Raw genomic sequence first — 26866 nt, 5'->3', positions numbered from 1 at the left:
CGCCCCCCCCCCCCGCCCCGCGCGCCCCCCCCCCCGCGCCCCCCCCGCCGCCCCGCCCCCCCCCCCCCCCCCCCCCCGCTGCGGGGGGAAGCACCTGAGCGATCTTTTACGACGGGGGAATCGCGTCAGGCACTGCGGGGGGTGGCCGAGATGGTCATGGGGTCCGGGGTCTCCGGCTCCGCCAACCGGTGGTCGCGCTGGTCGAGGTTCACAAAGATCATTCCGTACCGGATGGCGCACCGCACGGGCTGCGGCGCACCGCGGGGCCGGCGCAGGCACCGGTACGCCCGTACGTCCCCGTCCTCGTCCCGGGTGACGACGACCGGCTCACCGAACACGGTCACCATGAGCGAGTCACCGTTGTGGGGGATGGCGGTGGCCAGGTCGATGAAGTGCCAGCCGGAACGGTACGCGGTGGCCATTTCACGCCGGAAGGACCGGTCGTCGGGTGGGGTGGTCATGCGTCCGCGCCCGCCGGCTCCGACCAGCCGACGTCCTCGCCGCCGGCCACCACGCTCCAGCCGACGTCGCCGGGCGCTGCCTCGACGGACCAGCCGACGTCCCCGGCCACCACCGCCGTGCTCTCCACCTGGGCAGGGGTCCGCCAGCCGACGTCGAGAGGACCGGCCGCACCGAAGGCCAGCGCCAGAGCAACGACGGCAGTAGCAAGCACCGAGCGAAGCATTCTCTTATTCATGGTCGGCTTCGTCCTCACTTGATGGCTTCCTCTCCCCCGCGAAACAAGACGATGGCTCATTCAGGCACGTCAATGCCACCGGGGAGATGCATCATGTTCCTGCACGTTCAGGACCCTGGGGGGTGGAGATTTGTCACCGAAGAGCACAAACCCGACACATCCTCACGGCATCACTGAGCTGTGCGCCGATGGATCGCGGTTGTACGCCGCGGCCCTCAGCTCCGGGCGAATAGCCCGCGACGAGGTCAAGCCCGCTCCCTGCCTGCTTGAGTTCGCCCTGCTCCACCCCGACCCCGATGACGCGAACTGGCTGCGTCCGGTCCCCCCGTCCATCGTGCTGGCACAGCAACTCCAGCCGCTGGAACGCGAGATACAGGACCGGCGGCGGCTCACCGTCGACCTCACGGACACCTTCCAGCCCTTCCTCGCCATCAGTGCCCAGCAGCCGGCGGCCACCCACGCCATCACCGTCCTGGAGGGCATCGACCGGATCCATGCCGCGCTGGACGTGGCGATAGCCGAGGCCCGCAGTGAGGTGCTGACGGTACAGCCCGGCGGCAGCAGGCCGGAACACATCCTGAGCCAGGCGCTCAAGCGCAGCAAGCCGCTGATCGAGCGCGGGATTTCGGTGCGCACCCTCTACCAGCACACCGTGCGGCACAGTCAGTCCACCTTCGCGTACATGGACAAGATGGCCGGCGCGAAGGTCGAGATCCGCACGCTGGAGGAGCTGATCGAACGGCTCATCATCTGCGACGCCACGGTCGCCTTCATCCCCGCCCAGGACGACCGCCAGGTCGCCCTCGAACTGCGCCATCCCGGACTGGTCCAGTACCTCATCAAGGTCTTCGAGCAACTGTGGCAGCGGGCCGTGCCGCTGATGGAGGAAGTACCGTACGAGTCCACGCCGGAGGGCATCACCGGGGTCCAGCGCTCCATCGCCAAACTGCTCATCGAAGGCCATGTCGACGAGGCCATCGCCCGCCGCCTCGGCATGAACGTCCGCACCTGCCGCGCCCACATCGCCAAACTCGCCGCCGCCCTCGGCAGCGGCAGCCGGGCCCAACTCGGCTATCTCATCGCCCAGTCGGGGATCCTTGACCGGGACCGCTAGGGCCTGTCGTAGAGGGCCTGTCGTACCGGAAGGGAGCCCACCCGGGTGAGGACCGCGACGCACCGTCACGAGGCGGAGGAGGTGTGCGAGGCAGGCCTCGCCCTGTACGCCCGGGCACTGCAGGCCGGCCGGGTTCCCGCGGCGGAGGCCGAACAGGCACCGTGCGTGGTCGAGCGGGGGCTGCTCCAGCCGGATCCGCGGGACGGGGCGTGGCTGCGGCCCGCGGCGCCGTCGGTGGCCCTGCCGCGGCTGCTGTGCGCCGTCGAGGACGACATCGCCCGGCGTCGGCGCCACGAGGCGTGGCTCGCCGAGGCGTTCGCGCCGCTGCTGCTGCTCGACACCCCGGACGGCGCGTCGACCACCGCGTTCGGCATCCGGCTGCTCGGCGGGGTCGAGCGGATCAACGGGGCGATCGGCGAGGCCATGACGACGGCCGTCGGCGAGCTGCTCACCATCCAGCCCGGCGGCAAACGCCCCGCCTCCGCGCTGGAGGTGGCGCTCCCGCGCGACCAGGCGCTGCTCTCCCGCGGCTGCCGGATGCGCACCCTGTACCAGCACACCAGCCGCCACGACCCCGCCGTCCTCGCGTACTGCGAGCAGCTGACCGGAGACCTGGAGGTGCGCACCCTCGACGAACTCCCCGAGCGGCTGATCGTCGTGGACCGCGCGGTCGCCTTCGTACCCGCCAGCAAGGACCGCAGCCACGCCCTCGAGGTCCGCAACCCGGCCCTCGTCGAGTACCTGGTGACGGTCTTCGACCGCCTGTGGCGCCTGGCCACCCCCATGCACCCCCAGGCCGCCCCGCAGCCCGTGCGCGGCGGCATCACGCCCCGCCAGCGGGCCATCGCGGGCCTGCTCATCGAGGGCCACACCGACGCGGTCATCGCCGAACGCCTCGGCATGAACATCCGCACCGCCCGCGAGCACATCGCCAAACTGGCCGCCCACCTCGGCAGCGAGAGCCGGGCCCAGCTCGGCTACCTCATCGGCCGCTCGGGCATCCTGGGCCCGGAACAGTGACCCGCGCGGACGCTCGCGGGCGCCGGCCAGGCGCCCTCACCGGACCCCCGGAGTCCGCCTCCCAGGCACCGTGAGGCCGGCCGGGCGTGGCGGGCCGTCCAGGCCGGCCTGGGCTATGCGGACGCCGAGCTGGGTGCGGCTGGCCGCGCCCAGGGTCTCGCAGAGGCGGGCGATATGGGCGCGGCAGGTGCGGACGCTGATGCCGAGGCGTTCGGCGATCACCGCGTCCTGGTGCCCCTCGGCGAGCAGCGCCGCGATGGACTGCTCGCGGTGCGAGATGCCCTCGATGCCGGTGTCGGGGAGGGCGGCGGTGAGCGGGATGGCGAGGCGCCACAGGCGTTCGAAGACGGTCACCAGGTAGGCCACCAGGCCGGGGTGGCGCAGTTCCAGGGCCATCGTGCGGTCGGCGTTGGCCGGGATGAAGGCGACCGTGCGGTCGAAGAGGATCAGCCGCTCGATGACCTCGTCGAGGGTGCGCGCCTCGACCGCGTCGCCCATCAGCTCCAGGTAGTTGAGCAACCCCTGCCCGTGCCGGGCGACATGGTTGTAGAGATCCCGCATCCGTACGCCCCGCCCGCGCAGGGCCAGCGCCCGGTGCAGGCCCTCGGACAGCTCGTGCTCGCGCCGGATGCCGCCCGGCTGCACGGTGAGCACCTCGGTCGTGCACGCCGCCGTCGCCTCGTCCAGGGCCGCCTGGATGCGCGCAGGACCGTCCAGGACCCGGATCGCGGCCGTACCCTCACCGCCGTACGCGGAGGCCGTCGTACGGCCGCCCAGGCCCGCGTACCACTCCACCGCGGCCACCGCCGAGCCCACCCGCCGCTGGCTGGCGCTGATCTCGTCGTAGACGCCGCGCAGCAGCCGGGTCATGACCTCCTGCGGGGAGGTCGGCACGAGCCAGTCCATGTCGTCGGGATCGGGGTGCAGCAGCGCCAGCTCCAGCAGGCAGGGCACCGCCTCGGCGTCGCGGCGGGGCACGCGTCCGCGCCGTACGGCCCGGGAATACACCCGATCCCCGGCCTCGCACAGTCGGTCAGCACCGTGTGGATGCTCGTCCGTCCCGTGCCCGGCCATCGCCCATCCCACCCCCGGTTTCCACGTCCTTCCGCAGCGCAACTATGCGCGGAGCGAACCTGCTCCGCAACACGCCTCCCGCCACTGTGACCGCCGGAAACCACCGGTATGCACGGGTTCGCACCCACCCCGGTCCGTCACATTCCGACAACAGATGGCGACGGCTCGTTGCCCACGGCGCGCGTCCCCTCCCGCGCGCCCCCTGAGAGCGCTCCCGGACGGGCGTACGACAAAGGGGAGTTCACGGCCGTACGGAGTGAACGGCGTGAACTCCCCTGGGCGCGCGGGCGCCGCGCGGCGGACCGCGGCTACTTCAGACCCAGCTCCGCGCAGGCCGCCTTGTACGGCCCGACGCAGATCTCGGAGATCTTGTAAATACCGTCGGACACGACGGTCTGCTTGATGTTCTGCCGGGTCAGGGCGACCACGGACACCAGCTGCGCCGGGATGTCCTTGTGGGTGGGGCTGTCGACCCGGTCCCGGGTCAGCGCGTCGAACTGGATGTCCTTGCCCTGCACCTTGGCGACGGCCATCTCGGCGGCGGCCTCGGCCTCGGCCGGGTAGGACTTGTAGACGCTCATGTACTGCTCGCCGCTGACGATCCGCTGCACCGCCGCCAGTTCGGCGTCCTGCCCGGTGACGGGCGGCAGCTTGGTCACCCCGGCGGCCTCCAGCGCCTTGATGACGCCGGCCGCCATGCCGTCGTTGGCGGAGTAGACACCGGCGATGTTTCCCGCGCCGATCACCTTGATCGCCTCGGCCATGTTGGCCTGGGCGTTCTCCGGCTTCCAGTCCTTGGTGTCGAAGGACGACGCGATCGTCACCCGGCCGTTCAGCTCGGCCAGCGCGCCCTGCTTGAACTGCTTCGCGTTCGGGTCGGTGGGCGAGCCGTTCATCATCACGATCTTGTCGGACGTGTCGACGTCCGGGCCCATCGCCTCCAGCAGGGTGCGGCCCTGCACCTCGCCGACCAGCTCGTTGTCGAAGGAGATGTACGCGTCGATCGGGCCCTCGGCCAGCCGGTCGTACGCGATGACCGGAATACCCGCTTCCTTGGCCTTCGTCACGCTGGCGGCGATGGCGTGCGAGTCGACCGCGTCCAGCAGGATGACGTCGACCTTGTCGTCGATCATCTGCTGCAGCTGCTGGGCCTGCTTGGCGGCGTTCTGCTCGGCGTTGGCGTACTCGACCTTGCCGCGGTTGTCGGTGAGGGACGCGACCTTCTCCCGGATGATGGGGTAGTCGAACTTCTCGTAACGGGTGTTCGCCTTCTCCGGGAGCAGCAGACCGACCGTGATGTCGTCGCCCTTGGTCGGCGTCGCGTCGCCTCCGTCACTTGTCGCGCTCAGCACACCGCAGCCGGCGAGCGACAGGGCCAACGAACACGCGGCCACGGACATGGCGATACGACGACGCATGGAGGAGCTCACTTCTAGGTGTCTTCCGGGGGTGTCTTCCGGACGGGGGCGCACCCTTGCGACCCATGTGACTGAAAAGCCAACGCGTCAGCGGCCCCCAGCGTCAAGCAAAACTACTTAACGAGATGACAACACCACATTCCGCTTCGCCTCGTACAACCAATCCGGCCCTACGGGAGTCGTGATCCTTACGACAGCCGCACAGTCCGGCCCGTTTTCGACCAGACGACCGAACAAACCCAGCCATTCGCGCTTCCGCCACCGCGGCCGGGTGGGACGACGAAGGGCCCGGAGATTCGGCCGAACCTCCGGGCCCTCCACGCGCGTGCCGCGTCGTCAGTCCGACTGCTGCTGCCGCTTCGGCCGCCACACCACCAGCGCGCTCGACTGCTGCACCTCCTGGTACGGCACCAGGTCGCGGCGGTAGGAGGCGTGTACCGCGGCCTCGCGCTGGCGCATGGCCGCCGCCGCGCCGTCGAGGGCGGCCTCCAGCTCCGCGACCCGGGACTGCAGCGCCGCGACCTGGTTCTCCAGTTCGATGATCCGCTTGATGCCGGCCAGGTTGATGCCCTCGTCCTGCGACAACTGCTGCACCTGGCGGAGCAGTTCGATGTCGCGGGCCGAGTAACGGCGGCCCCGGCCGGCGGTGCGGTCCGGGGAGACCAGGCCCAGGCGGTCGTACTGGCGCAGGGTCTGCGGGTGCAGGCCGGACAGCTGGGCCGCCACCGAGATGACGTAGACCGGGGTGTCCTCGGTCAGTTCATACGGGGAAAAACCCCCGCGCTGGCGGGGACGACGGCCATCCATCTGACTCATGCTCCCTTCGCGGCCTGGAACAGCTCCGCCCGCGGGTCCTCGCCCGCGGTCGCCTCGCGATACGCCTCAAGCGCGTCACGAGCCTTCCCCGACAGGTCCTTCGGAACACTCACCTCCACGGTGACCAGCAGGTCACCGCGAGTGCCGTCCTTACGGACCGCCCCCTTGCCCCGGGCCCGCATCGTACGGCCGTTCGGCGTGCCGGGGGGCAGCTTCAGGGTGACGGCCGGGCCGCCGAGGGTCGGGACCCGGACCTCGCCGCCGAGCGCCGCCTCCACGAAGGTCACGGGGACGGTGACGGTGAGGTTGTCGCCCTTGCGGCCGAACACGGGGTGCTCCTTGACGTGGACCACCACGTACAGATCGCCCGCCGGGCCGCCGCGCTCGCCCGGCGCGCCCTTGCCGCGCAGCCGGATGCGCTGCCCGTCGGACACGCCGGCGGGGATGCGCACCTGCATGGTGCGGGACGACTTGGCCCGGCCGCTGCCCTTGCAGATCTCGCAGGGGTGCTCCGCGATCAGGCCGCGCCCCTTGCAGTCGGGGCAGGGGTCGGTGAGGGAGAAGCCGCCGCCGGAGCCGCGCGCCACCTGCCCGGTGCCGACGCAGGTCGGGCACACGCGCGGTGTGCCGTTCTTGTCGCCGGTGCCGGAGCAGGCCTTGCACGGCGCCTGCGACGACATCCGCAGCGGGACCGTGGCGCCCTCGATCGCCTCGGTGAAGCTCAGGGTGACCTCGGACTCGATGTCCTGGCCACGCCGGGGCTGGGTGCGGGTCGTCCCGGCCCCGCCCCGGTTGAACAGGCCCCCGAAGACGTCACCGAGTCCGCCGCCGAAGCCGCCCCCGCCCTGGGCGCCGCCGAAGAGGTCGCCCAGGTCGAAGTTGAACGTGGCGCCGCCGGCGCCGGGACCGGGCCGGAAGCCGCCGTTGCCGAAGAGCGCGCGCGCCTCGTCGTACTCCTTGCGCTTCTTCGGGTCGCCGAGGACGTCGTTCGCCTCGGAGATCTCCTTGAAGCGCTCCTCGGCCTTGGCGTTGCCCTTGTTGGCGTCCGGGTGGAACTCGCGGGCGAGCTTCCGGTACGCCTTCTTGATCTCGGCCTCGGTGGCGTCCTTGGGGACGCCGAGGACCTTGTAGTAGTCCTTCTCGATGAAGTCCTTGGTGCTCATCCCCGACGTCCCTCCTCTCCTGCGTACGCGATAACGTCAGCCCTCCTCCGGGCCACCGTTCTCCTTGTCGTCGGCCTTCTCCGCACTCTCGGCGCTCTGCTCGCCCTCGGCCTTGACGGTCTGCGCGCCCGGCTGGGGCTCGGCGACGGCGACCCGCGCGGGGCGGATGGTCCGCTCGCCGATGCGATACCCCGGCTGGAGGATCGCGACGCAGGTCGTCTCCGTGACGTCCGGCGCGTACGAGTGCATCAGGGCCTCGTGGATCGTCGGGTCGAAGGGCTCGCCCTCCTTGCCGAACTGCTGCAGGCCCATCTTCGCCGCCACGGTCTCCAGCGACTCGGCCACCGACTTGAAGCCGCCGACCAGTTCACCGTGCTCGCGCGCGCGCCCGATGTCGTCGAGGACGGGCAGGAGCTCGGTCAGGAGGTTCGCCACGGCGATCTCCTTGACCGCGATCCGGTCGCGCTCGACCCGGCGGCGGTAGTTCTGGTACTCGGCCTGGAGGCGCTGGAGGTCCGCGGTGCGCTCACCGAGCGCGGTGCGCACCTGGTCCAGCTGGGCGACCAGGCCCGCTGTCTCGTTCGCGTCCCCGGCCGGGGCCGCCCCCTCCTCCGGGGTGGAGGAGGCGGCGGCCTTCGGCTCGGCGTCGTCAGGGGTGGCGCCGGAGGGGACGTCGGGCTTCTCCTCGAAGCCCGGGGTCTCCTCCGTCACGCCGCACCGTCCTTGCGCTCGTCGTCCACGATCTCGGCGTCCACGACGTCGTCGTCGGCCTTGGCCTCACCGGCACCGGCCGAGGCGCCGCCGGCGGCCTGCGCGCCCTGGGCGTCGGCGTACAGCGCCTGGCCCAGCTTCTGCGAGACGGCCGCGACCTTCTCGGTGGCGGTGCGGATCTCGGCCGTGTTGTCACCTTCGGCGGACTCGCCCTTGAGCTTCTCCTTCAGCTCGGCGACGGCCTCCTCGACCTCGGTCTTGACGTCGCCGGGGACCTTGTCCTCGTTGTCCTTGAGGAACTTCTCGGTCTGGTAGACCAGCGCCTCGCCCTGGTTGCGGGTCTCGGCGGCCTCGCGGCGCTTGTGGTCCTCCTCCGCGTAGCGCTCGGCCTCCTCGCGCATGCGGTCGACCTCTTCCTTCGGGAGCGAGGAGCCGCCGGTGACGGTCATCTTCTGCTCCTTGCCGGTGCCGAGGTCCTTCGCCGTGACGTGCATGATGCCGTTGGCGTCGATGTCGAAGGAGACCTCGATCTGCGGGACGCCGCGCGGCGCCGGGGGCAGACCGGTCAGCTCGAACATGCCGAGCTTCTTGTTGTACGCCGCGATCTCGCGCTCGCCCTGGTAGACCTGGATCTGCACGGACGGCTGGTTGTCCTCGGCGGTGGTGAAGATCTCGGACCGCTTGGTCGGGATCGTCGTGTTCCGCTCGATCAGCTTGGTCATGATGCCGCCCTTGGTCTCGATACCGAGGGACAGCGGGGTGACGTCGAGCAGCAGGACGTCCTTGACCTCACCCTTGAGGACACCGGCCTGGAGCGAGGCGCCGATGGCGACGACCTCGTCCGGGTTCACACCCTTGTTGGCCTCCTTGCCGCCGGTCAGCTCCTTGACGAGCTCGGCGACGGCGGGCATACGGGTGGAGCCACCGACGAGGACGACGTGGTCGATCTCGTTGATGGAGATGCCGGCGTCCTTGATGACGTTGTGGAACGGCGTCTTGCAGCGCTCCAGCAGGTCCGCGGTCAGCTGCTGGAACTGGGCGCGGGTCAGCTTCTCGTCGAGGTGCAGCGGGCCCTCGGCGGAGGCGGTGATGTACGGCAGGTTGATCGAGGTCTCGGTGGACGAGGACAGCTCGATCTTCGCCTTCTCGGCGGCCTCGCGCAGACGCTGCAGCGCCATCTTGTCCTTGGACAGGTCCACGCCGTGCCCGGACTGGAACTGCTTGACCAGGTAGTCGACGACGCGCTGGTCCCAGTCGTCACCACCGAGGTGGTTGTCACCGTTGGTGGCCTTGACCTCGACGACACCGTCGCCGATCTCCAGCAGCGAGACGTCGAACGTACCGCCACCGAGGTCGAAGACGAGGATGGTCTGGTCGTCCTTGTCGAGGCCGTACGCCAGGGCGGCGGCCGTCGGCTCGTTGACGATGCGGAGCACGTTCAGACCGGCGATCTCACCGGCCTCCTTGGTGGCCTGGCGCTCGGCGTCGTTGAAGTACGCCGGGACGGTGATGACCGCGTCGGTCACCTTCTCGCCCAGGTAGGCCTCGGCGTCCCGCTTCAGCTTCTGCAGCACGAAGGCGCTGATCTGCTGCGGGTTGAAGTCCTTGCCGTCGAGGTTGATCTTCCAGTCGGTGCCCATGTGGCGCTTGACCGACCGGATGGTCCTGTCGACGTTGGTGACCGCCTGACGCTTGGCCACCTCGCCGACCAGCACCTCGCCGTTCTTGGCGAAGGCGACGACGGACGGCGTGGTCCTGGCGCCCTCGGCGTTGGTGATGACGGTGGGCTCGCCGCCCTCCAGAACGCTGACGACGGAGTTAGTCGTGCCCAGGTCGATGCCGACCGCACGTGCCATGGTTGATTCCTCCAGCTGACTTGAGTGGAACAGGCTCAAGTGTGCCCCACACCATGCGCCGGGTCAACAGACCTGAGCCGAGTTGACTCAACTCTTATCCGCTCCTTACACGCAACCGCGCGCCGACCTGCGGCGATGCCCCTCGGCGCCCACTCCGACACAGCAGAAGAAGCAGCCCGATCACCCCTCCGAGGACCCACCACACGGCCCCCGCCCCCACCGCCCCGGTATGCACCAGCACCGCGACCACGACCCCGACGACCGCGCCCCCACTCGGCACCACGACGGCCCCCTGAGTGGTCATCCCCAGCCGCCGCAGCCGACAGGCGAGCCCGTCGGGAGCGCCTTCACGGGGGTGGCGCGCGGGGCGGCCGGGGGCTTCACGGGGTTGGTGCGCGAGGTCGTCCGGGGCTTTCCGGGGTTGGTGCGCGAGGTCGTCCGGGGCTTCCCGGGGTTGACGCACGGCGCCGTACGGCGCTTCTCGCGGCGGGCGCGTGACGTCGTACGGGGCCTCCCGCAGGCGGACCGCCGGGCTGTACGGGGCCTCCCGCAGGCGGCGGTCCGCCCGGCCGTACGCGGATTCCGCCAGCCTGGGCGCGGGGTTCCCCGGGGTCTCCCGCAGCCGCCTATGCGCGGGGTCGCCGGGCCGATCGTGCAAGCCGTGCATGCGGTGCAGCCTGTACGGAAGACGACCCGGCAGACGGCCCGCCAGATCACTCGGCCACCGACTCGGCGATCCGCCCGGCAGGCCACCGCCCCGACGACCGGACCCACCCCCCGGCAGACCCCCCGGCAGACCACCCAGCCGACCACCCAGCCGACCACCCAGCCGACCACCCAGCCGACCGCCCGGCAGACCGCCCGGCAGACTGTTCGGCACCCCCAGCCGCCGCCCCCGTCGCTCCCGCCACCACCGCGCCGCGCCGAGGACCGGCTGGATGGCGGCCACCGCGGTGAGGGCGAAGAGCACCGCAGCGGATTCACCGGGATCGCGTCCCGCGCGGGTGAAGACGGCCGACGCCGCGAGCAGGAACCCGGTGAACAGGGACCCGCAGGCGCCGAGCCCGATCCGCGCGGGGGGCCAGTTGTGCATCAGGAACCCGGTCAGCGCGGCGGCCAGCACGCTCAGCAGGACCGCGAGTCCGTCCATCACCTCCGCCGCCGCGCACACCCCGGCCCCGAAGGCGGTGACGACCCCGACGGTCCCGGCGAGCCCGTCCGCGTGGTCGAGCGACCGGAAGGCGAGCGCGATCACGGCGACCCAGCCGGCGGCGAGCGCCCCGCCCAGGACGCCGGTCTCCTCGTACGGCATCACCCAGGCCGCCGCCACCGCCGTACCGGCGAACAGGGCGCGGGTCCGCAGGGGCCGTACGTCGGCCGCGAGGCCCAGCAGCGCGATGCCGGCCGCGGCGGCGAGCAGCGCGGCGACGCCCTCGCCGAGCGGGGCGACCCCGGTGAGGTCGCCGAGCGTCGCCACGCCGGCGGTCGGCAGCACCACGGCCACGCCGCCGAGCAGCGGCAGCGGCCGGTTCCGGGGGTGCCGGTCCAGCAGGCCGAGGCGCAGCGCGGGGGCGCACAGCAGGGCCGCGAGGAGGGCGGCCAGGACGAGGGCGGCGGTGGCGGCGGCGATCCCGTAGAGCACGGAACTAAAGTAGGGGCGAATGTATGGATTTGATACGAATAACACGATCGGTCACGGCGGGAACCGTCTCCCTCCGGTCCCGATCACCGTCGACCGCTGAGGCAACCCTCAGCGACTCAGATCACCCCGCGCCCGGCTACAGTGCGGCGGAAGATACGGGTAGTCTCAGACGGACTGCATAAGTTACCGCTTAGTAATCTCCCTCGCAGGCCCGAGGAGCCCCCAATGCAACTCGCCGCGATCATCGTGTCGCTGGTCCTGACCGTGGTCGGCGTTGCGCTGCTCGCACGCGCGATCGGCCAGTTCGTCAGGTACTTCAAGCTGGGCCAGCCGGTCCCGGCAGGCACCCGGACGGACAACCCCTACCAGCGCAGCGTGACCCTGGTCCGCGAGTTCCTGGGACACACCCGGATGAACCGCTGGGGCATCATCGGCATCGCCCACTGGTTCGTGGCGATCGGCTTCCTGACGCTGCCGCCGACGATCATCACCGCGTACGGCCAGCTGTTCCAGGCCGACTGGACGCTGCCGGTGCTCGGCGGCTTCCTGCCGTACGAGATGTACATCGAGTTCATCGGCGCGATGACGACGCTGGGCATCGCCGTGCTGATGGTCATCCGGCTGCTGAACCTGCCGAGCCGGCCGGGCCGCAAGTCCCGCTTCGCGGGCTCCAAGATGGGTCAGGCCTACTTCGTCGAGTGGGTCATCCTCACCATCGGCCTCGCGATCTACATGCTGCGCGCGCTCGAGGGTGCCCTGCACCACGTGGACCACTACGAGGCGGCGTACTTCGCGTCGTACCCGGTGATCATGGCCCTCGACGGGCTGAGCGTCACCGCGCTGCAGAACCTGGTCTACCTGTTCGCGATGATCAAGCTGAGCACGACCATGATCTGGATGATCACGGTCTCGCTCAACACCAACATGGGTGTGGCCTGGCACCGCTTCCTCGCCTTCCCGAACATCTGGTTCAAGCGCAACGCGGACGGCTCGACGGCGCTCGGCGGCCTGCAGCCCATGACCTCCGGCGGCAAGCCGATCAACTTCGAGGACCCGGGCGAGGACGACGTCTTCGGCGTCTCCCAGGTCGAGCAGTTCTCGTGGAAGGGCCTGCTGGACTTCTCCACCTGCACCGAGTGCGGTCGCTGCCAGTCGCAGTGCCCCGCGTGGAACACCGGCAAGCCGCTCTCCCCGAAGCTGCTGATCATGTCGCTGCGGGACCACGCCCACGCCAAGGCGCCGTACCTGCTGGCGGGCGGCGGCAAGACGATGGAGGGCGAGGAGAAGGCGTCCGAGGAGCAGCTGAAGGACGTCCCCGCGTCCGCGCTGGCGGAGGCCGAGCGCCCGCTGGTCGGCACGGCCGAGGAGAACGGCGTCATCGACCCGGACGTCCTGTGGTCCTGCACCACCTGCGGCGCCTGCGTCGAGCAGTGCCCGGTGGACATCGAGCACATCGACCACATCGTCGACATGCGCCGCTACCAGGTCATGATCGAGAGCGCCTTCCCCTCCGAGGCGGGCACGATGCTCAAGAACCTGGAGAAGAAGGGCAACCCCTGGGGCCTGGCGAAGAAGCAGCGCCTGGAGTGGACCAAGGAGGTCGACTTCGAGGTCCCGGTCGTCGGCAAGGACATCGAAGACCTCTCCGAGGTGGACTACCTCTACTGGGTCGGCTGCGCCGGCGCCCTGGAGGACCGCGCCAAGAAGACCACGAAGGCCTTCGCGGAACTCCTCCACATCGCGGGCGTCAAGTTCGCGATCATGGGCGGCGACGAGAAGTGCACGGGCGACTCCGCCCGCCGCCTGGGCAACGAGCCGTTGTTCCAGGAGCTGGGCATGGAGAACGTGATGGCCCTGAACACGGCGTTCGGCGAGGAGCTGGACGACGAGGGCAAGGTCGTCCCGGAGTCCGCGAAGCCGAAGTCGGCGAAGAAGATCGTCGCCACCTGCCCGCACTGCCTCAACACGCTCGGCAACGAGTACCCGCAGCTCGGCGGCGACTACGAGGTCATCCACCACACCCAGCTGCTCCAGCACCTGGTCGACGAGGGCAAGCTGATCCCGGTGACCCCGGTCGAGGGCATCATCACCTACCACGACCCCTGCTACCTGGGCCGCCACAACAAGATCTACACGCCCCCGCGCGAGATCATCGGCAAGGTCCCGGGCCTGCGCAACGAGGAGATGCACCGCCACAAGGAACGCGGCTTCTGCTGCGGCGCGGGTGGCGCGCGCATGTGGATGGAAGAGCGCATCGGCAAGCGCATCAACAACGAGCGCGTCGACGAGGCCCTCTCCCTGAACCCCGACATCGTCTCGACGGCCTGCCCCTTCTGCCTGGTCATGCTCACCGACTCGGTCAACGGCAAGAAGAACGACGGCAAGGCCAAGGAGTCCATCCAGGTCGTCGACGTCGCCCAGCTCCTGCTGGACTCCGTCAAGACCCCGACGGACCCGGAGGACCCGACGGGCCCGACGACACCGGAGAACGCACCGGAGCCGGAGCCGGTGAAGTAACACTCCTACGGCACACCTGACGCCCCCGCAGCCCTCCCGGGCCGCGGGGGCGTCACCCGTTTCCCGCCAGGTGCGACCACCAGGGCTCGTTCTCAGAGTCACTTGTGGAGCTGCTTCCGCTGGGGAGGAAGTAGTGGAAGGCTCGGCTGATGGGGATATTCGTCGGACTCGTTTCGGTACTCGCCGCCGCGGGTCTCTTCTGGGGAAGCTGGCAGGTGAGCCGACTGGGCATCGACCTCGTCCGGCAAGCGCGGACTGCCCTGCGGGGAACGCAGCGCGTCAAGGCGACCTGTGTTGCCTCGGGCATCTCGCGTCACACTTACCGCTTCGTCACCCCGGACGGCACGAGCCATGTCGTCTACGTGCCGCGCACTTCCGAGCAGGACCGAAGGAAGACCGGCTCGCACGCCCAGCTGCGCTACCGGACGGATGACCCGAGGAACGCTTCCTTCGCCGTCGTGGACATGGTCATCATGCCTTTGGGCGCCGTCATGTGGTTCTTCCTCGCCACGTTCTGCGCTGCCTCCGCCGCGCTGCTCCTCGTCTTCGGCTACGCGGCGATCTTCTAGGCCCCGTCTTCAGGCGTACGGTCCCGCCGCGGCCACCGGCTCTCCGCGATACGCAGGGCGTTGCCGAGAGCATCGGCCAGACATTCGGCGAGGAACCGGAGTTCGCCCGCGGGAGCGGTCGGCAGCATCGCATGGGCGTGACCGAGGAGCTGGTGGCCCATGCCGAGCTGGAACTCCTCCACGGCGTCGGCCAATCGAGAGACCGGACCCCCACGTTCGTCGGTGATCAGATAACTCGGCTTGCCCTCGCACGCGGCCCAGGGCAGCGGTCTAACGTGCCGCCCCACTTGTCCGTCTTTCGGATCCGGCCCCCGGCCTTCAGCTGGCCCCATCAGGCCACCTCCGTGCCGTAGCCCCAGTAGCCGCCTGACGCTTCCGCCCAAAGGTAGGGACGTACGGCCACGGTCTCCGCGCCATCGAGCAGTGTCTCCAGGCCATACGGGCTGCGGTGCGGCGGAAGCGGCTCCGCATCCAAGGGCCAGAGAGGAAGCGGCGGGAGGAGGGCATCCGCTGGGCAGTGAACTTCGCCCGGCATGAGCCGTAAGCCCAACCAATCCGCCAAGCGCCGGAGGAGGTCGATCATGTCATCAGTTCCCATCGGGTCGGTGGGTGCCTGAGAGCGCACGATGCGACCGTATCGCTATTCGCGAATAGCAGCAAGGAGCGCGGTAGCGGAGTCAAAGACCGCGTCGCATAACGTGTAAAGCGGCAAGGTCGCGTCGGCGTCAGCCAGGGGAGGTCACCGTGAGTACCAGCAGGTGGGTCAGCACCTCGATGCCGTATCTGACGCCACGTGAGAACAGTCAAGGCGACGCGTGGAGCGCCGACGCCGCCGCACACGGACGTCGCGGCACGCAGCGCATCCTGCATGCGGGCGAGGTCCCTGCGCCCTCCGAAGTTGCGCAGGTGCTCGGGATCCCGGAGGGCGAGCCCGTCGTCGTACGCCGACGCCTGATCCTCCTCGACGACGAGCCGAACGAGCTGACCGACACCTACTACCCCACCGAGATCGCACGGGGCACCGCTCTGTCCGGAACCGCCAAGATCAAGGGAGGAGCCGTCACCCTGCTCGCCGGCCTCGGATACGTCGGCGCACGCATCCGAGAGGACGTGACGGCCGGGATGCCGGACGAAGAGGAACGGCAGGCTCTCGACATGACAGATCAGGAACCGGTCCTACGGCTCACCAGACTCACCCTTGACCGGGACGACCGGCCGATCCAGGTCGACCGTATGGTGATGCCCGCCGGGCGCCAGCAGCTGCGCTACGAGATCAGGATCGGATGACCGTGCCCAAGGCCGAACCGGACGCCCACGACCGCCGCTCACTGCACGAACGCATCGCGGCCGACCTGCGCGACGACATCATGAGCGGTGACCTTCCGCCAGGTGCCAGCCTGCCCTCCACCGCCCAGCTCAAGGCCCGGTTCGAGGCCTCGAACGCGACCGTCCAGAAGTCACTGCAACTCCTCAAGGACGAGGGCCTGGTGGTCGGACGCGCGGGCGCGGCGGTGACGGTGCGCGAACACCGCCAACGCACGATCCACCCCGCCGCCTCCCTGACACCGCCCACCGCCGACGCGCCCTACCCCTGGCTCACCGAGGCTGCCCAACACGGCACCGACGCCCGGATCACGCTCCTGGACGTGACCGAGGTGCGCCCGCCGGCGGATGTTCGCGCCGCCCTCGGCCTCCCGGACGAGGGGACGGCACTCCTCCGCAGCCAGCTCGTACTCATCGACGACGAGCCCGCCGAAGTGGTCAAGTCCTACTACCCCCTGGACGTCGCCCACGGCACCCCGCTGATGGACCGCCGCCGCATCAAGGGCGGCACCCCCGCCCTCCTGACGGAACTCGGCCACCCACCCCACCGAAGCGTCGACCGCGTCTCGGCCCGCGTCCCCACGCAGGAACAGTTCCGCCTCCTGCGCCTTCCGGGCAACCTGCCCGTCCTGTGCACCCTCCGCGTCGTCCACACCGAGGACGGACGCCCGGTCGAGGCGACGGTCATGGTGAAGGCGGGGCATCTCTACGAGCTGCAGTACGAGTTCACACCGGAGTGACTGCAAGGGTCCACCCCGAGTGACCGCGGGTGCGGCGACGAGCGCTGATCAGGGCTTACGCGCGAACTGCCTCGGGGTGAACTCGTCGAGTACTGAAGTTCCGCTGAGCGTTGACGTCGAGACCGGCTTCATCCGCAGTGTCGACGACGCCGTACGCCGCTTCCACGACACGGTGGTGGCCCGTCTGGATCGTCAGCCGGCTCCCCGCACAACGCCGTCGGAAGCGGAGTCGGTGGCGCAGGCCTCCTGAACCACGGCTCCGCGCCGGACCACGCCGCCCGAGACCGCGCGTACCCGCCACCGTGCCGTGGCGGGGAGCGTCGACGTCAGTTCGCGGCCGGTGACGCCGTTTCGTCGGCCTTGATGTCGAAGTTGATCTTGTCTCCGTCGACGGAGGACACGGTGACGGTCACGCCCAGGGTGCTGCCGTCGTCCGCGGTGAGGGTGCAGCGGGTGGTGGTGCCGACCTTGCCGGTGAGGTCCTCGGGGCAGGTGACGTCCGGCTTGGGCTGGCCGGTGGTGTCCGCGAGCTTCTGGGCGACCGTGTCGGCGAGTTTCCCGGAGGACAGCTTGGGCTCGGAATCGCCGACATCGGCCGAGGCCGAGCAGCCGACGAGCAGCGCGCCGGCGGCCAGGGTCGCGAGGCTCCATGCTGCGGGCAGACGCGGCGGGGTCATGGCTGGCTCCCATTCAGATGATCAGGACGGAAAGACGCCGGAAGCATAGTGGCCACGGCCGGCGCCCGGACGCGGCCGGTGCCGTGCGCACGTTCTCCTCACCACGTGCTCACAGCTTGCCGAACACCACTCCGCGCCAGGTCCAGCCCGCCTTCAGGACAGCGTCCCGCAGCGGGTTGCGCAGGTCCGCGCCGTCGAAGCGGAAGGTCTCCGTCACTTCGAGCCGGCCGCTCTCCCCCCGCCCGATCGTCCAGTGGCGGGAGACCGTGCGGTCCGGACCGCGGGAGTACTGCGACGAGATCTGAAGCCTCGGCGGATCGCCGACGCGTGTGACCTCCCACTGCTCCTCCAGAGCGCGCACCTCGTGCTCCTCCTGGACCAGTCGCATCCGGATCCGCACAGCACGTGACAGCTGGGACTCCAGGAAGAAGGCCTGCCAGGCGGGCTCGTTCATCCGCCACTCCGCCACCAGGTCGGCGTCCTCCGCGGCGCCGTCCCGGATGACGTACGGCACATCCGGCCGGTTCAGCCCGAGCAGCGCCGTCCGGACCTCCTCGAGCGGGGCCGGTGTGACACCGTCCTCGGGACGCCGGGTACCGGTCAGCTTGTCGAAGAGTCCCATGGGTTCAACCTAGGAGAGGTCGGGTCGACGGTTCAACATCGTCCGGGCCGGAGCGATACGCATCACCGGGCCGGGCAACAGGGGCGCTAGGAAGTCTGCCCGGTGTCCGGGCGCACGGTGCGCACGAAGTCCTGGAAGTCCTCCAGTACCTCCGGGAACTGCGCGGCGGTGGCGGTCAGGACCAGCCGCAGCACGACCCGTCGGGCCGGATCGGTGACGTCCAGCAGGGACAGGTACGCCTGTGCCTGGACGAGGTCCAGGTACGCGCCTTTCACCGCGGCCGACAGGGCCAGTGTCTGGGTGAGGCCGGGCGCCTCCGCGGAGCCGGTCTCCCGGCGCGTGGTCACCTCGACGGAGCCGACGGCCCGGCGCATCCGCTCCACCGAGGCGTCGGCGATCTCGGACAGCGTCGCCGCGTCCGGGCGGTACTCGCCGTCGATCGTGATGTTCGCGGTGAATCCGGCGTCCGGTCGCGGGTGAACCGCCACGAACGCGGCGCCGGGTGCGCCGGCCTCGTCCGGAGAGGCGGCGCGCCAGCCCTCCGGCAACTCGAAGGCGATGGGTACGGGGAGGGTCGTCGCCATGGTGAGCACTCCTTGCTACGGGCTGAGGGCGGTGAACGGCAGTGGAAGGGATGACAGGGTGAAAGAGGTGAAAGAGGTGAAAGGGGGTGCGTACCTCAGAACACACTGCCCAGAACGTCCCCCACCGCGTCGGCCACACCGCCCGCCGTGTCGACGACCTTCCCCGGGTTGAGGGTGAACTCGAACCCCAGACCGCCACCGAGCAGCGGGGACACGCCCACCTTGGGACCGACGTGCCAGGTGCCGTTCGCGTCCTTGGCGAAGTTGAAACTCGCCTCCGCACCGGGCCCCGCCCAGCCCTCCGCCGTGACGCCCACACCGATGCCGCCGACGTCCGCTCCCGCCGACACCGAGCCCTTGGCGCCCGCGAAAGCCTCGGCGCCGAGTTGCACACCGTCCACCCCCGCCCCCGCGTTGACCCCGGCCTCGGCACCGGCCATGGTTTCGGCCCGTCCGTAGACGCCGACGGGACCCGCGTCGGCCGTGCCCGAGGCCGTGGCCTCGGCGCCCGCGAAGGCGGACGCGCCGCCGTTGAAGCCCTCGTTGGTGACGGTGGCGCTCGCGGACGCCTTGGCACCCGCGTACGCCTCGGCCTCACCGGCGAGTTTCATCGGCCCGTTGGTGAGGGAGCCCTCCGCGGTGGCCCGGCCGAGGTCGGCATGGGCCTCGGCCTCGCCCAGCTTCCCGGTCTTGGCGTCGGGCCCGCTGACGGACGTACCGGTGCCGGGGCCGGAGGTCGAGGTCTCCCCTTCGGCGACCCACCCCTCCTTCTTCTCCTGGGCCTCCTTCTTGGCCTCCGCTGCCGCCGCGGCCTCGTACTTCTCGATGTCACCCTGCGCCTGGCCGTTGAAGCCGCTGAGCGTGCCGTCGTCGATGTTCCCGTCGAGCACCACCGCCTTGAGGGCGATCTCGACCCCGGCGTCGGCTTCCCCGACGTCCTTCACGAGCTGGTCGATGCGCGCCTGCCACGAGGCGACGGCCTTGCTCACGGACTCCCGGTAGTCCGGGTCGTGGTGCAGGGCGTTGCGCTCGCCGTCGGTGAGCTTCGTGGTGTCGTAGGAGACCACGCCCTGCCCCGACACCGCCATGCCCGCTTCGATGGCGTCCTTACGGGCCGACTCCAGCTTCTTCTTCAGATCCGTGAACTGGGTGTGCGCGTCCCGCAGCAGGGAGGCGACCGCCTTCGCCTCGACCTGGGCGTTCTGGAACTCCTTCAGCGTGATGTCGAAACGCTTGCTCGCGGCGTCCGCGCTGAGCCCGGTCCAGCTCTGCCCCATGGAAATGCCGTGCACGTCCCGCCTGTAGGCGGTTTCCTGCGTGTGGAACGCCTTCGCCATCCCGTCCCAGCGCTCGGCGGCCGTGGTGAGCGCGGACAGGTCGGTCGCCATGATCTCGTCGTACGTCGGCATCGGGTCCCCGTGATTGTGCGGTGGCGGCCTGCCGGGCGCGCGGCGGCCGTCGAACTGGACGCGTGAGAGGTGCGGTCAGTAGCCGTCGATCACCGACACGGCACGGGTGTCCACACCGGTCTGGAGATCCGCCCCCTGGAGCGCCGTGCTGGCACTCCGCAGCGCCGCCTTCTCCGACGCGAGCCGGTTCATCAGGTTCTTCACCTGCTCGCCCCAGGTCTCGTGCGCCTTCTTCAGCGCGCCCGAGGTGCGCCATCCGTCGCGGAACGCCTTGACGGCGTCGTTGGTCTCCGTGTCCGCGAAGTCGCCGGCCTTGCGGGTGCCGGGTTCGATCTCGTCCTCGATGGCCTTCGCCGCGGCCTTCTTCTCGGCGGGGGAAGACGCGAGATCGGTCTGACCGCCGGAGCCGCCGGGGTCGGCCGGCAACTGGTTCAGTCGCATCCCGACGGTCTGCTGCGTCACGTCACTCCCCGTCCTGACCACGGGCCTGCCTGGGACTCGTTTTCCGGTACGCCGCGCAGGTGTTCGCAAGGCGAACCGATCCCCACTTCAACGAACATCCGTACAGTAGCGCGCGCCCCTGGGCCCCCTCGGCGGCCTCTGATTCCACTGGATCTTCTTTCACAGCCTCTTCGCACTTCCCGGCCCCTCGTACGTGAACCGGTGAACGATCGCAGGGGTTGGGCCTGACCTCATAGGCTCAGTGCGGCGGAACTCGGCAGCGGAACTCGGGGGCGGGCGAGGCGGGATGGCTGGCTCGAGGGGGCGGGCGGACCGTGGTTCGTCAGCCACGCGGGGGCGGACCGGGCGTGGGCGGAGTGGGTGGCCTGGCAGCTCGTGGACGCCGGGCACCAGGTCGAGCTGGACTACTGGAGCCTGCGCCGGCCGCCTGCCCGCCGACTCGTCCGGCCCCCTGGCGGACGTACTGGCCGGCCGGCTGACCGCCGCCACCGCGCTCCAAGGCATCACCCGGCACAGCCTGGCCCGCGCGCAGGACGGCACCGTCCAGTTGCACCGGCTCACGCAGAACGTGCTGCGCGATCAGCTGACGCCCGACGAACGCCGACAGGCCGGCCGGGACGCCGAAGTCCTCCTGACCACGGCCAGTCCCGATGACGTCTACGACGTCTGGTCCCGACAGCTGAGGCCCGAGCACGAGGGCACGCTGTGGACTGCCCACTACTTGGCCCGCGCCTACGACGACACCCGGGACCACGAGCGTGCCCGTGCCCTCGACGAGGACACTCTGCGCCGTCGCCGCCGGACTCTCGGCGACGACCACCCGCACACCTTGGCCACCGCCTCCAACCTGTCCGTCCGGCTGGGCGCACTGCGGCAGTTCGAGCGGGCCCGCGCCCTGGCCGAGGACACCCTCGACCGGAAGCGGCGAACGCTGGGCGAGGACCACCCCGACACCCTGGTCACGCATCGGATCCTCGACTGGCTCCGCGAAAGCCGGAGCAGTGAGGACGGAGCCGGGAATGAGGGGTCGTCAGCCCTCATCCCCGGCAATCCCGGGCAATCCCCGGTAATCCCGGGCGATCCCCGGCAATCTCCGGCAATCCCCGGCGCCCCCGCCTACTCCCCCTTCGGCGCCGCCTGCTGCACCACCTCGAACGACCACAGCGTGGACCCGGACGCGGCCGGCTTCGGACGCTCCCCGCCCTCGCCACCCTGGCCCCCGCCGCCCTGGCCCCCGCCGCCCTGGTGAGCCGCCTTCATCGGCCCCTCCATCCACGCCTGGAACGACTCCTCGTCCCGCCACCGCGTGTAGACCAGGTAGTTGTCGGTGCCCTCGACGGGCCGCAGCAGCTCGAACCACTCGAAACCGTCGGAGGACTCGACCGCGTGGGCGCGGGACGCGAACCGCTTCTCCAGGACCTCCCGCTGCTCGGCGGGCACGGTCAGCACGTTGATCTTCACTACGCTCATGGCTCCATCCTGCCGGACGCCTCCCGCGTATCCCCGCGTCCACCGGCCCGGACCGTCAGTACGCCCAATCCGACCCCCAGCACGACCAACCCACCCCACGACACCACCGGCAGCCGCTCCCCGAGCACAGCCACTCCCAGCACCGCCGCGACGGCAGGCTCCGCGAGCGTGAGCGTCGTCGCCACGGACGCCGGCGTCCCGCGCAGCCCGTGGCCGAAGAGGCGGTACGCCAGGCAGACGGTGAAGAGGGCGAGGTACAGCGCCACCCCCGCACCCCACGCCTCGGTCAGCCACCTCGTGTCCGTACCCACCACCACGGGCAGCACCAGCACGCCCGCCGCCCCGAACAGCACGCCCATCACCGCGTCCGAGGGATGTCCGTCCGCGATCAGCCGGCCGCCGATCAGCGAGTAGACGGCGTACGACAGCCCCGCGCAGGCGGCCAGCAGGACGCCGGTGAAGTCCACCGGCTCGGCGGATCCGCCGAACTCCGGGCCCAGCACCAGCAGCACGCACCCCAGGACCGCCGCGGCGGTGGCGCAGGTCCAGCGGGTGGTCGGGCGGGAGTGCCCCAGTGCCCAGGACAGCAGGCCGACGAAGACCGGGGCGCTGCCGAGCGCGATCACGGTGGCCACGGCCACGCCGGTGCGGGCGGTCGCCGGGTAGAAAGTGACCGGGTACCCCGCCACCGCGAGCGCGCCGAGCAGCAGCAGCCACCGTTCGCGGCGGGTGCAGGCGGCGGGCAGCGCGCGGGCGGCGCGGGAGGTGGCGTACAGCAGCAGGCCGCCGAGGGTGAGGCCCGCGCAGCCGATGGCCGCGGCGGGGGCGCCGGCCGGGGCGAGTGCGCCGGCGGTTCCGGTCGTACCCCACAGGACGGCCGAGATGAGGATGGGAGCGGGGCCGGCGAGGAGACCGGTACGGAGACCGGTGCGCGGCGTGCGTGGCGTGCGCGGGCGTGCGGCGGCCAGGGATGAGGTGCGGTTCGGCACTGTCGTGAATCTTCCGTCGTCGAATGCGTCCGGGACCGGGTGGTGAGAGTCCGAGAACGGGCGCACGACGACGCCCCCCGACCGCCCTGCGGGCCGGTCGGGGAGTCGATCAGACGGTCGGTCCGCCGTCTGCGCCCGTCAGGCGCAGAGCGGCGGCAGAACGACGTGCCAGTAGGTCTTCATGCGGCGATTCTATGCGGCGGCCCGGCGGCGGCCGTCCCAGGCAGGCGAAGGCTCACAGGCAAGCGGAGGCTCACAGGCAGGCGAAGGCTCACAGGCAAGCGGAGGCTCACAGGCAAGCGAAGGCTCACAGGCAAGCGAAGGCTCACACGTAGGCGAAGGCTCACAGGTAGTCGAAGAAGCGCGTCCACCAGGTCACCTCCCCCGCCGGCTCCGCGTCCGCGAGCCACGTCACCCCGTCGTACTCGCGCAGCAGCAGCCGCGGCGGCACCGGCTGGTACTCCATCTCCTTCAGCGCGCTCTCGACGCGGTGCCGGTCCCGTTCGGACAGGGCGCCGTCCGCCACCGCCGCGTCCAGGTCCGGGTGGCTGTCCGGCTTGGGCGTGGTCACGACGGCGAGGTCGCCGTAGTTGCTCAGCCGTACGCAGATCCACTCGCCGGCCTCCGTCACGCCCGGCGGGATGCGCAGGCCGAAGGAGAAGGACGCGTCCTGGATGCCGTCGTCCAGGCGGACGGGCTGGTCGCGCTCGGGGGTGCCGAAATCCTCGTTCAGGCGTTTCCTGAGCTGGATGGCGCGGATGCGCGCGCGCATGGAGTCGAAGCCGTCGGGGAATTCCAGGTGCTCCGGTCCGGGGAGGCGGTCCAGGGCATGGAGGAGGTCGATGATGCTCCGGTCGTCGTCCACGACGGTCAGCCTAGGACCGTTTCCCGGCCGCTGTGCAATTCCGGTCAACGAAGTTTTCGTACTATCCGCCTTTTCTCGAACAGGTGCATCATTACTCAGTTGTTGTCCATGCGGGCGGACGAGGTGAACGATGCGCAAGCGAGCTGCCGGAGCTGCCGTGACAACCGGGGTCCTGCTGCTCATCGCGTGCGGGCCCACCGCCCCCTCCGAGCCGCGAACTCCCGTGAAGCGGGCCGCCGATGCCCCACCCCCGCTCCCCGTGCCCCGCGGCGACGGCAGCGACGTCCCCGACGACTTCAACGGCGACGGCCACCGCGACCTCGTCCTCAACGACCTCGTCAAGCAGCAGAGCCACGCCGACGACGCGGGAATCGGCGTCGTCTACGGCGGCGGCCCGCACGGACTGACGCCCGGAGCCCGGCAGTTGATCACCCCGAGCGGGCAAGGCGCCCGTACGGCGGGCCAGTTGCCCGCCGTCCTCGACGCCGCGGCGAGCTGTGACCTCGACGGGGACGGCTTCACCGACCTGGTCGTGTCCACGGATCCGCCGTACGACGGCCAGGGCCGGCCCCCGGTCCCCCTCCAGCTCCTCTTCGGCTCCCCGGACGGCCTCACCGGCCGCGCCGTGAAGCTCGTCGTCCCGGACCGCGCCCGGGCCGGCAACGACTGGCCCGACCGGCCGGTGTGCGGCGACTTCGACGGCGACGGCGCGCAGGATCTCGTCGTACACGCCTCCGGCGAACAACTCAGCTACCTGCGCGGCCCGTTCACCCGCAGGGGCGCCCCGAAGGCGGCGGGCGCGCCGATCGCCGCGCCCGGGAACGTGCCCGTCGGCCCGTCCGCCGACGTCGACCGCGACGGCTACGACGACCTGGTGGTCCGTACGGCCGAGGGCGCGGGCCCCTCGGCGGTCGTCCTCGGCGGACCGGCCGGACCGACCCGCACCGGGGTCACCCTGCCCTCCGGCGTGGACGTCGCCCTCGGCCGCTTCGGCAGGGGCGCGGCGCTGGACGCGGCCGTGGGCACGGCGGCGGAGACCGCCCTGCGCTACGACCTCCCGGCCCCCGTCCGCGCCGCCCTGCCCGCCCCCGGCGCCCTCCTCGACACGGCCGACTTCGACGGCGACGGCCTCAGCGAGCTCGTCTCCGGCGGCGCGGGCCGGGCGCTGCGCGTCTTCCAGGGCCGTACGAAGGGACTCCCCGCGGCCGGTCCGGTGACGGTGCGGCCGCCCGCCGCCGGTACCACGCGGGTCGTGGCGGCCGGGGACTTCGACGGGGACGGGCGGGACGACCTCGTCGTACGGACCCACCGGGGCGAGACCGAGGACACCGTCGCGCTGTACCAGGGCGCGAAGTCCGGGCTGCTCGCCCGCACGCCGGTGCTCACCTTCTCGACGTCCGGGTTCCTGGCCCGCTGATCGGACCTCGAACACCCTCGAACGTCCCTCGAACTCACGTACAACCCTTCCGCCCCACCGGTGGTCTCCTGTTCGCCGACCGGACCGTGAACACCTGGGGAACTCCCGGCGACACCAGCCGAGGCGTCCCGGCGCGCGCGCCGTCCGTCGCACCCCCATCGACTCGGGACGCCCACCGGGCGTCCCCGCATGCCGCAGGAGATCCGCATGCAGCACACCCTGCGACTCGCCCTCGCGACGGCCACCGCGGCCGCGCTGACGGGCGGGCTGCTCACGCTCACGGCCGCGACGGCGACCGCCGCCGACTCCACGCACGTCCCGCAGGCCGACTTCAACGGCGACGGCATCGGCGATGTCGCCTTCTCCGCCGCCGGCGCCTATGTGAGTGGCAAGCAGACCGCCGGCCAGGTCGTCGCCCTGTACGGCACCGCCACCGGTGTCACCTCCACCAAGCGCGCGGTGATCAGCCAGAACACCGCCGGCACCCCGGGCAGCGCCGAGACCGGCGACGGCTTCGGCGCCGAGACCGCGTACGCCGACTTCAACGGCGACGGCTACGACGACCTGGCCGTCTCCGCCCCCTGGGAGGACGTCGGCAGCGACCAGGACGGCGGCGGCGTCGCCGTCCTGTGGGGCTCCGCCAAGGGCCTGACCGGCACCGGCGTCACGATCAGCGACCCGGCGCCCTCCTCGCACGACATGTGGGGCAAGAACCTGGCGGCCGGCGACTTCGACGGCGACGGCAAGGCCGACCTGGCGGTCGGCAACACCTCCAGCACCATCCACGTCCTCAAGGGCGGCATCAGCGCCACCGGCAAGGCGGTCGGCGGCCGGTACACGATCAAGCCGCCGATCCAGTCCGGCGGCTCCGCCCGCGGCCCGCTCAACCTGACCGCGGGCGACGTCAACGGCGACCAGCGCACCGACCTCGTCGTGGACGGCTTCGAGACCCAGACCGACTACGGCTGGAACACCAACTACCTGGTGCCCGGCACCGCGAGCGGCCTGTCCACCGCCTCCGCCAAGCAGCTCAAGGCGGGTGTCATCACCGCGATCGGCGACATCAACGCCGACGGCTACGGAGACATCGTCACCGGCATGTACTGGAACCGGGCCGACGGCGACGTCGCCTTCCCGGAGGCCTCCGACGGCGGCAAGGTGTGGATCACGTACGGCACCTCGAGCGGCGCCGGCTCCACCACCAGCGTCACCCAGAACACCGGCAACGTCCCCGGCACCTCCGAGAAGAACGACTACTTCGGCTACGAGCTGGACCTCGGCGACATCAACGGCGACGGCTACCAGGACCTGGTGGTCGGCGTGGCCGGCGAGAACATCGACGGCATCACCGACACCGGCATGGTCACCGTCCTGTACGGCTCCGCCTCCGGCCTGAACACCTCCTCCGGCGCCCAGTCGTTCGCCCAGAGCACGGCCGGCGTCCCCGGCGAGGACGAGAAGAACGACGCGCTCGGCGCCGACGTCAAGCTCGACGACGTCACCGGCGACGGCCGCGCCGACCTGATCGCCGGCTCGTACGAGAACGACGGCAACGGCGCGATCCTCTACCTGCCGTCCAACGGCACGAAGATCACCACGTCCGGCAGCCGCACCGTCTCGCCGAGCGCGACCGGCGTCTCGACGACCGGAGCGCCGGCCTTCGGCGTGAACATCGCCGACTGAGCCCGACCGGTCCGGGCCGCCCCGGTCG

The 26866-nt window shown here is 70.8% G+C and carries 26 protein-coding genes and 3 pseudogenes; 11 read left to right on the top strand and 18 right to left on the bottom strand.

Annotated elements, in window-relative coordinates; genetic code table 11:
• Positions 1 to 125: 125 nt before the first annotated feature.
• Positions 126 to 461 carry a hypothetical protein gene (locus ACIG0D_RS34220; RefSeq protein ID WP_043502721.1) on the bottom strand — a complete coding sequence of 112 codons (336 nt, stop codon included), beginning with the start codon at positions 459 to 461 and terminating at the stop codon, positions 126 to 128.
• Positions 458 to 673, bottom strand: coding sequence for a hypothetical protein (locus tag ACIG0D_RS34215; RefSeq protein WP_365762729.1), 216 nt, complete (start codon positions 671 to 673; stop codon positions 458 to 460). Before ACIG0D_RS34215 ends, ACIG0D_RS34220 begins: the two co-directional genes overlap by 4 nt.
• 154 nt (positions 674 to 827) lie before the next feature.
• On the opposite strand from ACIG0D_RS34215, the gene ACIG0D_RS34210 reads away from it, so the two are divergent.
• Both ACIG0D_RS34210 and ACIG0D_RS34205 read left to right on the top strand, forming a co-directional pair.
• Complete coding sequence (locus ACIG0D_RS34210) at positions 828 to 1811, top strand: helix-turn-helix transcriptional regulator (RefSeq protein ID WP_365762727.1); 984 nt, start codon at positions 828 to 830, stop codon at positions 1809 to 1811.
• 45 nt (positions 1812 to 1856) lie between these two features.
• Positions 1857 to 2831, top strand: a complete 975-nt coding sequence (locus ACIG0D_RS34205) for a helix-turn-helix transcriptional regulator (protein WP_399809010.1) — start codon at positions 1857 to 1859, stop codon at positions 2829 to 2831.
• A gap of 36 nt (positions 2832 to 2867) precedes the next feature.
• Here ACIG0D_RS34205 and ACIG0D_RS34200 read toward each other — a convergent pair whose 3' ends face one another.
• The 7 genes and pseudogenes from ACIG0D_RS34200 to ACIG0D_RS34170 form a co-directional block, all read right to left on the bottom strand.
• Positions 2868 to 3905, bottom strand: coding sequence for a LuxR C-terminal-related transcriptional regulator (locus tag ACIG0D_RS34200; RefSeq protein WP_399809007.1), 1038 nt, complete (start codon positions 3903 to 3905; stop codon positions 2868 to 2870).
• Positions 3906 to 4213: 308 nt separating this feature from the next.
• Entirely contained in the window at positions 4214 to 5323 is a 1110-nt protein-coding gene (locus ACIG0D_RS34195) for a substrate-binding domain-containing protein (protein WP_399809004.1), read from the bottom strand.
• Between the two features lie 336 nt (positions 5324 to 5659).
• Positions 5660 to 6130, bottom strand: a complete 471-nt coding sequence (locus ACIG0D_RS34190) for a heat shock protein transcriptional repressor HspR (protein WP_365762744.1) — start codon at positions 6128 to 6130, stop codon at positions 5660 to 5662.
• A 5-nt stretch (positions 6131 to 6135) separates the two neighbouring features.
• Positions 6136 to 7302, bottom strand: a complete 1167-nt coding sequence (gene dnaJ / locus ACIG0D_RS34185) for a molecular chaperone DnaJ (protein ID WP_399809001.1) — start codon at positions 7300 to 7302, stop codon at positions 6136 to 6138.
• Between the two features lie 36 nt (positions 7303 to 7338).
• Complete coding sequence (grpE, locus tag ACIG0D_RS34180; protein ID WP_399808998.1) at positions 7339 to 8013, bottom strand: nucleotide exchange factor GrpE; 675 nt, start codon at positions 8011 to 8013, stop codon at positions 7339 to 7341.
• Complete coding sequence (dnaK, locus tag ACIG0D_RS34175) at positions 8010 to 9869, bottom strand: molecular chaperone DnaK (protein WP_399808995.1); 1860 nt, start codon at positions 9867 to 9869, stop codon at positions 8010 to 8012. Before dnaK ends, grpE begins: the two co-directional genes overlap by 4 nt.
• A gap of 778 nt (positions 9870 to 10647) precedes the next feature.
• A pseudogene (locus tag ACIG0D_RS34170) lies at positions 10648 to 11511 on the bottom strand (MraY family glycosyltransferase); the annotation flags it as partial.
• 225 nt (positions 11512 to 11736) lie between these two features.
• On the opposite strand from ACIG0D_RS34170, the gene ACIG0D_RS34165 reads away from it, so the two are divergent.
• A complete protein-coding gene (locus tag ACIG0D_RS34165; RefSeq protein WP_399808991.1) occupies positions 11737 to 14028 on the top strand; it encodes a heterodisulfide reductase-related iron-sulfur binding cluster in 2292 nt (763 codons plus the stop codon).
• Between the two features lie 149 nt (positions 14029 to 14177).
• Positions 14178 to 14597, top strand: coding sequence for a hypothetical protein (locus tag ACIG0D_RS34160; protein WP_399808988.1), 420 nt, complete (start codon positions 14178 to 14180; stop codon positions 14595 to 14597).
• Here ACIG0D_RS34160 and ACIG0D_RS34155 read toward each other — a convergent pair.
• Positions 14594 to 14791, bottom strand: a complete 198-nt coding sequence (locus ACIG0D_RS34155; RefSeq protein WP_399808986.1) for a hypothetical protein — start codon at positions 14789 to 14791, stop codon at positions 14594 to 14596. The genes ACIG0D_RS34160 and ACIG0D_RS34155 overlap by 4 nt on opposite strands.
• A gap of 550 nt (positions 14792 to 15341) precedes the next feature.
• Between ACIG0D_RS34155 and ACIG0D_RS34150 the strand changes: the two genes are divergently transcribed.
• From ACIG0D_RS34150 to ACIG0D_RS34140, 3 genes are read left to right on the top strand one after another with little or no spacing between them, the layout of a single operon-like run.
• Positions 15342 to 15884, top strand: coding sequence for a GntR family transcriptional regulator (locus ACIG0D_RS34150; RefSeq protein WP_399808984.1), 543 nt, complete (start codon positions 15342 to 15344; stop codon positions 15882 to 15884).
• Complete coding sequence (locus ACIG0D_RS34145; protein WP_399808982.1) at positions 15881 to 16660, top strand: GntR family transcriptional regulator; 780 nt, start codon at positions 15881 to 15883, stop codon at positions 16658 to 16660. The genes ACIG0D_RS34150 and ACIG0D_RS34145 overlap by 4 nt, the downstream gene beginning before the upstream one ends.
• Before the next feature lie 19 nt (positions 16661 to 16679).
• Positions 16680 to 16910 (top strand): hypothetical protein, encoded by a 231-nt coding sequence (locus tag ACIG0D_RS34140; protein WP_399808979.1) that lies wholly within the window; start codon positions 16680 to 16682, stop codon positions 16908 to 16910.
• Between the two features lie 76 nt (positions 16911 to 16986).
• Here ACIG0D_RS34140 and ACIG0D_RS34135 read toward each other — a convergent pair whose 3' ends face one another.
• From ACIG0D_RS34135 to ACIG0D_RS34115, 5 genes are all read right to left on the bottom strand, one after another.
• On the bottom strand, positions 16987 to 17337 hold the full coding sequence (locus ACIG0D_RS34135; protein WP_399808976.1) for a DUF4333 domain-containing protein: 351 nt from the start codon (positions 17335 to 17337) through the stop codon (positions 16987 to 16989).
• Between the two features lie 109 nt (positions 17338 to 17446).
• Positions 17447 to 17959 (bottom strand): hypothetical protein, encoded by a 513-nt coding sequence (locus ACIG0D_RS34130; protein ID WP_399808974.1) that lies wholly within the window; start codon positions 17957 to 17959, stop codon positions 17447 to 17449.
• Between the two features lie 86 nt (positions 17960 to 18045).
• Positions 18046 to 18543, bottom strand: a complete 498-nt coding sequence (locus tag ACIG0D_RS34125) for a hypothetical protein (protein WP_399808971.1) — start codon at positions 18541 to 18543, stop codon at positions 18046 to 18048.
• A gap of 95 nt (positions 18544 to 18638) precedes the next feature.
• On the bottom strand, positions 18639 to 19952 hold the full coding sequence (locus ACIG0D_RS34120) for a hypothetical protein (RefSeq protein ID WP_399808968.1): 1314 nt from the start codon (positions 19950 to 19952) through the stop codon (positions 18639 to 18641).
• Between the two features lie 75 nt (positions 19953 to 20027).
• On the bottom strand, positions 20028 to 20414 hold the full coding sequence (locus tag ACIG0D_RS34115; protein WP_399808965.1) for a hypothetical protein: 387 nt from the start codon (positions 20412 to 20414) through the stop codon (positions 20028 to 20030).
• Positions 20415 to 20744: 330 nt separating this feature from the next.
• Here ACIG0D_RS34115 and ACIG0D_RS34110 point away from each other — a divergent pair.
• Both ACIG0D_RS34110 and ACIG0D_RS34105 read left to right on the top strand, forming a co-directional pair.
• Positions 20745 to 21068 (top strand): annotated as a pseudogene (locus tag ACIG0D_RS34110) (hypothetical protein); the annotation flags it as partial.
• Positions 20983 to 21354, top strand: a pseudogene (locus ACIG0D_RS34105) (tetratricopeptide repeat protein); the annotation flags it as partial. The pseudogenes ACIG0D_RS34110 and ACIG0D_RS34105, both read left to right, overlap by 86 nt.
• A gap of 176 nt (positions 21355 to 21530) precedes the next feature.
• On the opposite strand, the gene ACIG0D_RS34100 reads toward ACIG0D_RS34105, so the two are convergent.
• From ACIG0D_RS34100 to ACIG0D_RS34090, 3 genes are all read right to left on the bottom strand, one after another.
• Complete coding sequence (locus tag ACIG0D_RS34100) at positions 21531 to 21884, bottom strand: antibiotic biosynthesis monooxygenase family protein (protein WP_399808962.1); 354 nt, start codon at positions 21882 to 21884, stop codon at positions 21531 to 21533.
• The gene (locus tag ACIG0D_RS34095) at positions 21881 to 22873 is read right to left on the bottom strand and encodes an EamA family transporter (protein ID WP_399808961.1); all 993 of its coding nucleotides are present in this window, start codon (positions 22871 to 22873) and stop codon (positions 21881 to 21883) included. Before ACIG0D_RS34095 ends, ACIG0D_RS34100 begins: the two co-directional genes overlap by 4 nt.
• Positions 22874 to 23216: 343 nt before the next feature.
• A complete protein-coding gene (locus tag ACIG0D_RS34090) occupies positions 23217 to 23738 on the bottom strand; it encodes a hypothetical protein (protein ID WP_399808958.1) in 522 nt (173 codons plus the stop codon).
• A 130-nt stretch (positions 23739 to 23868) separates the two neighbouring features.
• On the opposite strand from ACIG0D_RS34090, the gene ACIG0D_RS34085 reads away from it, so the two are divergent.
• Both ACIG0D_RS34085 and ACIG0D_RS34080 read left to right on the top strand, forming a co-directional pair.
• Positions 23869 to 25155 (top strand): FG-GAP-like repeat-containing protein, encoded by a 1287-nt coding sequence (locus ACIG0D_RS34085; RefSeq protein WP_399808956.1) that lies wholly within the window; start codon positions 23869 to 23871, stop codon positions 25153 to 25155.
• A gap of 207 nt (positions 25156 to 25362) precedes the next feature.
• Complete coding sequence (locus ACIG0D_RS34080) at positions 25363 to 26838, top strand: VCBS repeat-containing protein (protein ID WP_399808953.1); 1476 nt, start codon at positions 25363 to 25365, stop codon at positions 26836 to 26838.
• The last annotated feature ends 28 nt before the right edge of the window (positions 26839 to 26866 follow it).

The organism is Streptomyces sp. NPDC052773, from assembly GCF_044547145.1.
In the GTDB taxonomy this organism is placed as follows: Bacteria; Actinomycetota; Actinomycetes; order Streptomycetales; family Streptomycetaceae; genus Streptomyces.
This window is presented reverse-complemented; position numbering and strand designations above follow the sequence as displayed.

What these genes read in the sequence shown, in the direction of transcription:
- ACIG0D_RS34220 (WP_043502721.1), bottom strand. Translation starts at nt 461, where the DNA reads ATGACCACCCCACCCGACGACCGGTCCTTCCGGCGTGAAATGGCCACC.
- ACIG0D_RS34200 (WP_399809007.1), bottom strand. Translation starts at nt 3,905, where the DNA reads ATGGCCGGGCACGGGACGGACGAGCATCCACACGGTGCTGACCGACTG.
- ACIG0D_RS34195 (WP_399809004.1), bottom strand. Translation starts at nt 5,323, where the DNA reads ATGCGTCGTCGTATCGCCATGTCCGTGGCCGCGTGTTCGTTGGCCCTG.
- ACIG0D_RS34190 (WP_365762744.1), bottom strand. Translation starts at nt 6,130, where the DNA reads ATGGATGGCCGTCGTCCCCGCCAGCGCGGGGGTTTTTCCCCGTATGAA.
- dnaJ (WP_399809001.1), bottom strand. Translation starts at nt 7,302, where the DNA reads ATGAGCACCAAGGACTTCATCGAGAAGGACTACTACAAGGTCCTCGGC.
- dnaK (WP_399808995.1), bottom strand. Translation starts at nt 9,869, where the DNA reads ATGGCACGTGCGGTCGGCATCGACCTGGGCACGACTAACTCCGTCGTC.
- ACIG0D_RS34165 (WP_399808991.1), top strand. Translation starts at nt 11,737, where the DNA reads ATGCAACTCGCCGCGATCATCGTGTCGCTGGTCCTGACCGTGGTCGGC.
- ACIG0D_RS34160 (WP_399808988.1), top strand. Translation starts at nt 14,178, where the DNA reads ATGGGGATATTCGTCGGACTCGTTTCGGTACTCGCCGCCGCGGGTCTC.
- ACIG0D_RS34145 (WP_399808982.1), top strand. Translation starts at nt 15,881, where the DNA reads ATGACCGTGCCCAAGGCCGAACCGGACGCCCACGACCGCCGCTCACTG.
- ACIG0D_RS34135 (WP_399808976.1), bottom strand. Translation starts at nt 17,337, where the DNA reads ATGACCCCGCCGCGTCTGCCCGCAGCATGGAGCCTCGCGACCCTGGCC.
- ACIG0D_RS34130 (WP_399808974.1), bottom strand. Translation starts at nt 17,959, where the DNA reads ATGGGACTCTTCGACAAGCTGACCGGTACCCGGCGTCCCGAGGACGGT.
- ACIG0D_RS34125 (WP_399808971.1), bottom strand. Translation starts at nt 18,543, where the DNA reads ATGGCGACGACCCTCCCCGTACCCATCGCCTTCGAGTTGCCGGAGGGC.
- ACIG0D_RS34120 (WP_399808968.1), bottom strand. Translation starts at nt 19,952, where the DNA reads ATGCCGACGTACGACGAGATCATGGCGACCGACCTGTCCGCGCTCACC.
- ACIG0D_RS34100 (WP_399808962.1), bottom strand. Translation starts at nt 21,884, where the DNA reads ATGAGCGTAGTGAAGATCAACGTGCTGACCGTGCCCGCCGAGCAGCGG.
- ACIG0D_RS34085 (WP_399808956.1), top strand. Translation starts at nt 23,869, where the DNA reads ATGCGCAAGCGAGCTGCCGGAGCTGCCGTGACAACCGGGGTCCTGCTG.
- ACIG0D_RS34080 (WP_399808953.1), top strand. Translation starts at nt 25,363, where the DNA reads ATGCAGCACACCCTGCGACTCGCCCTCGCGACGGCCACCGCGGCCGCG.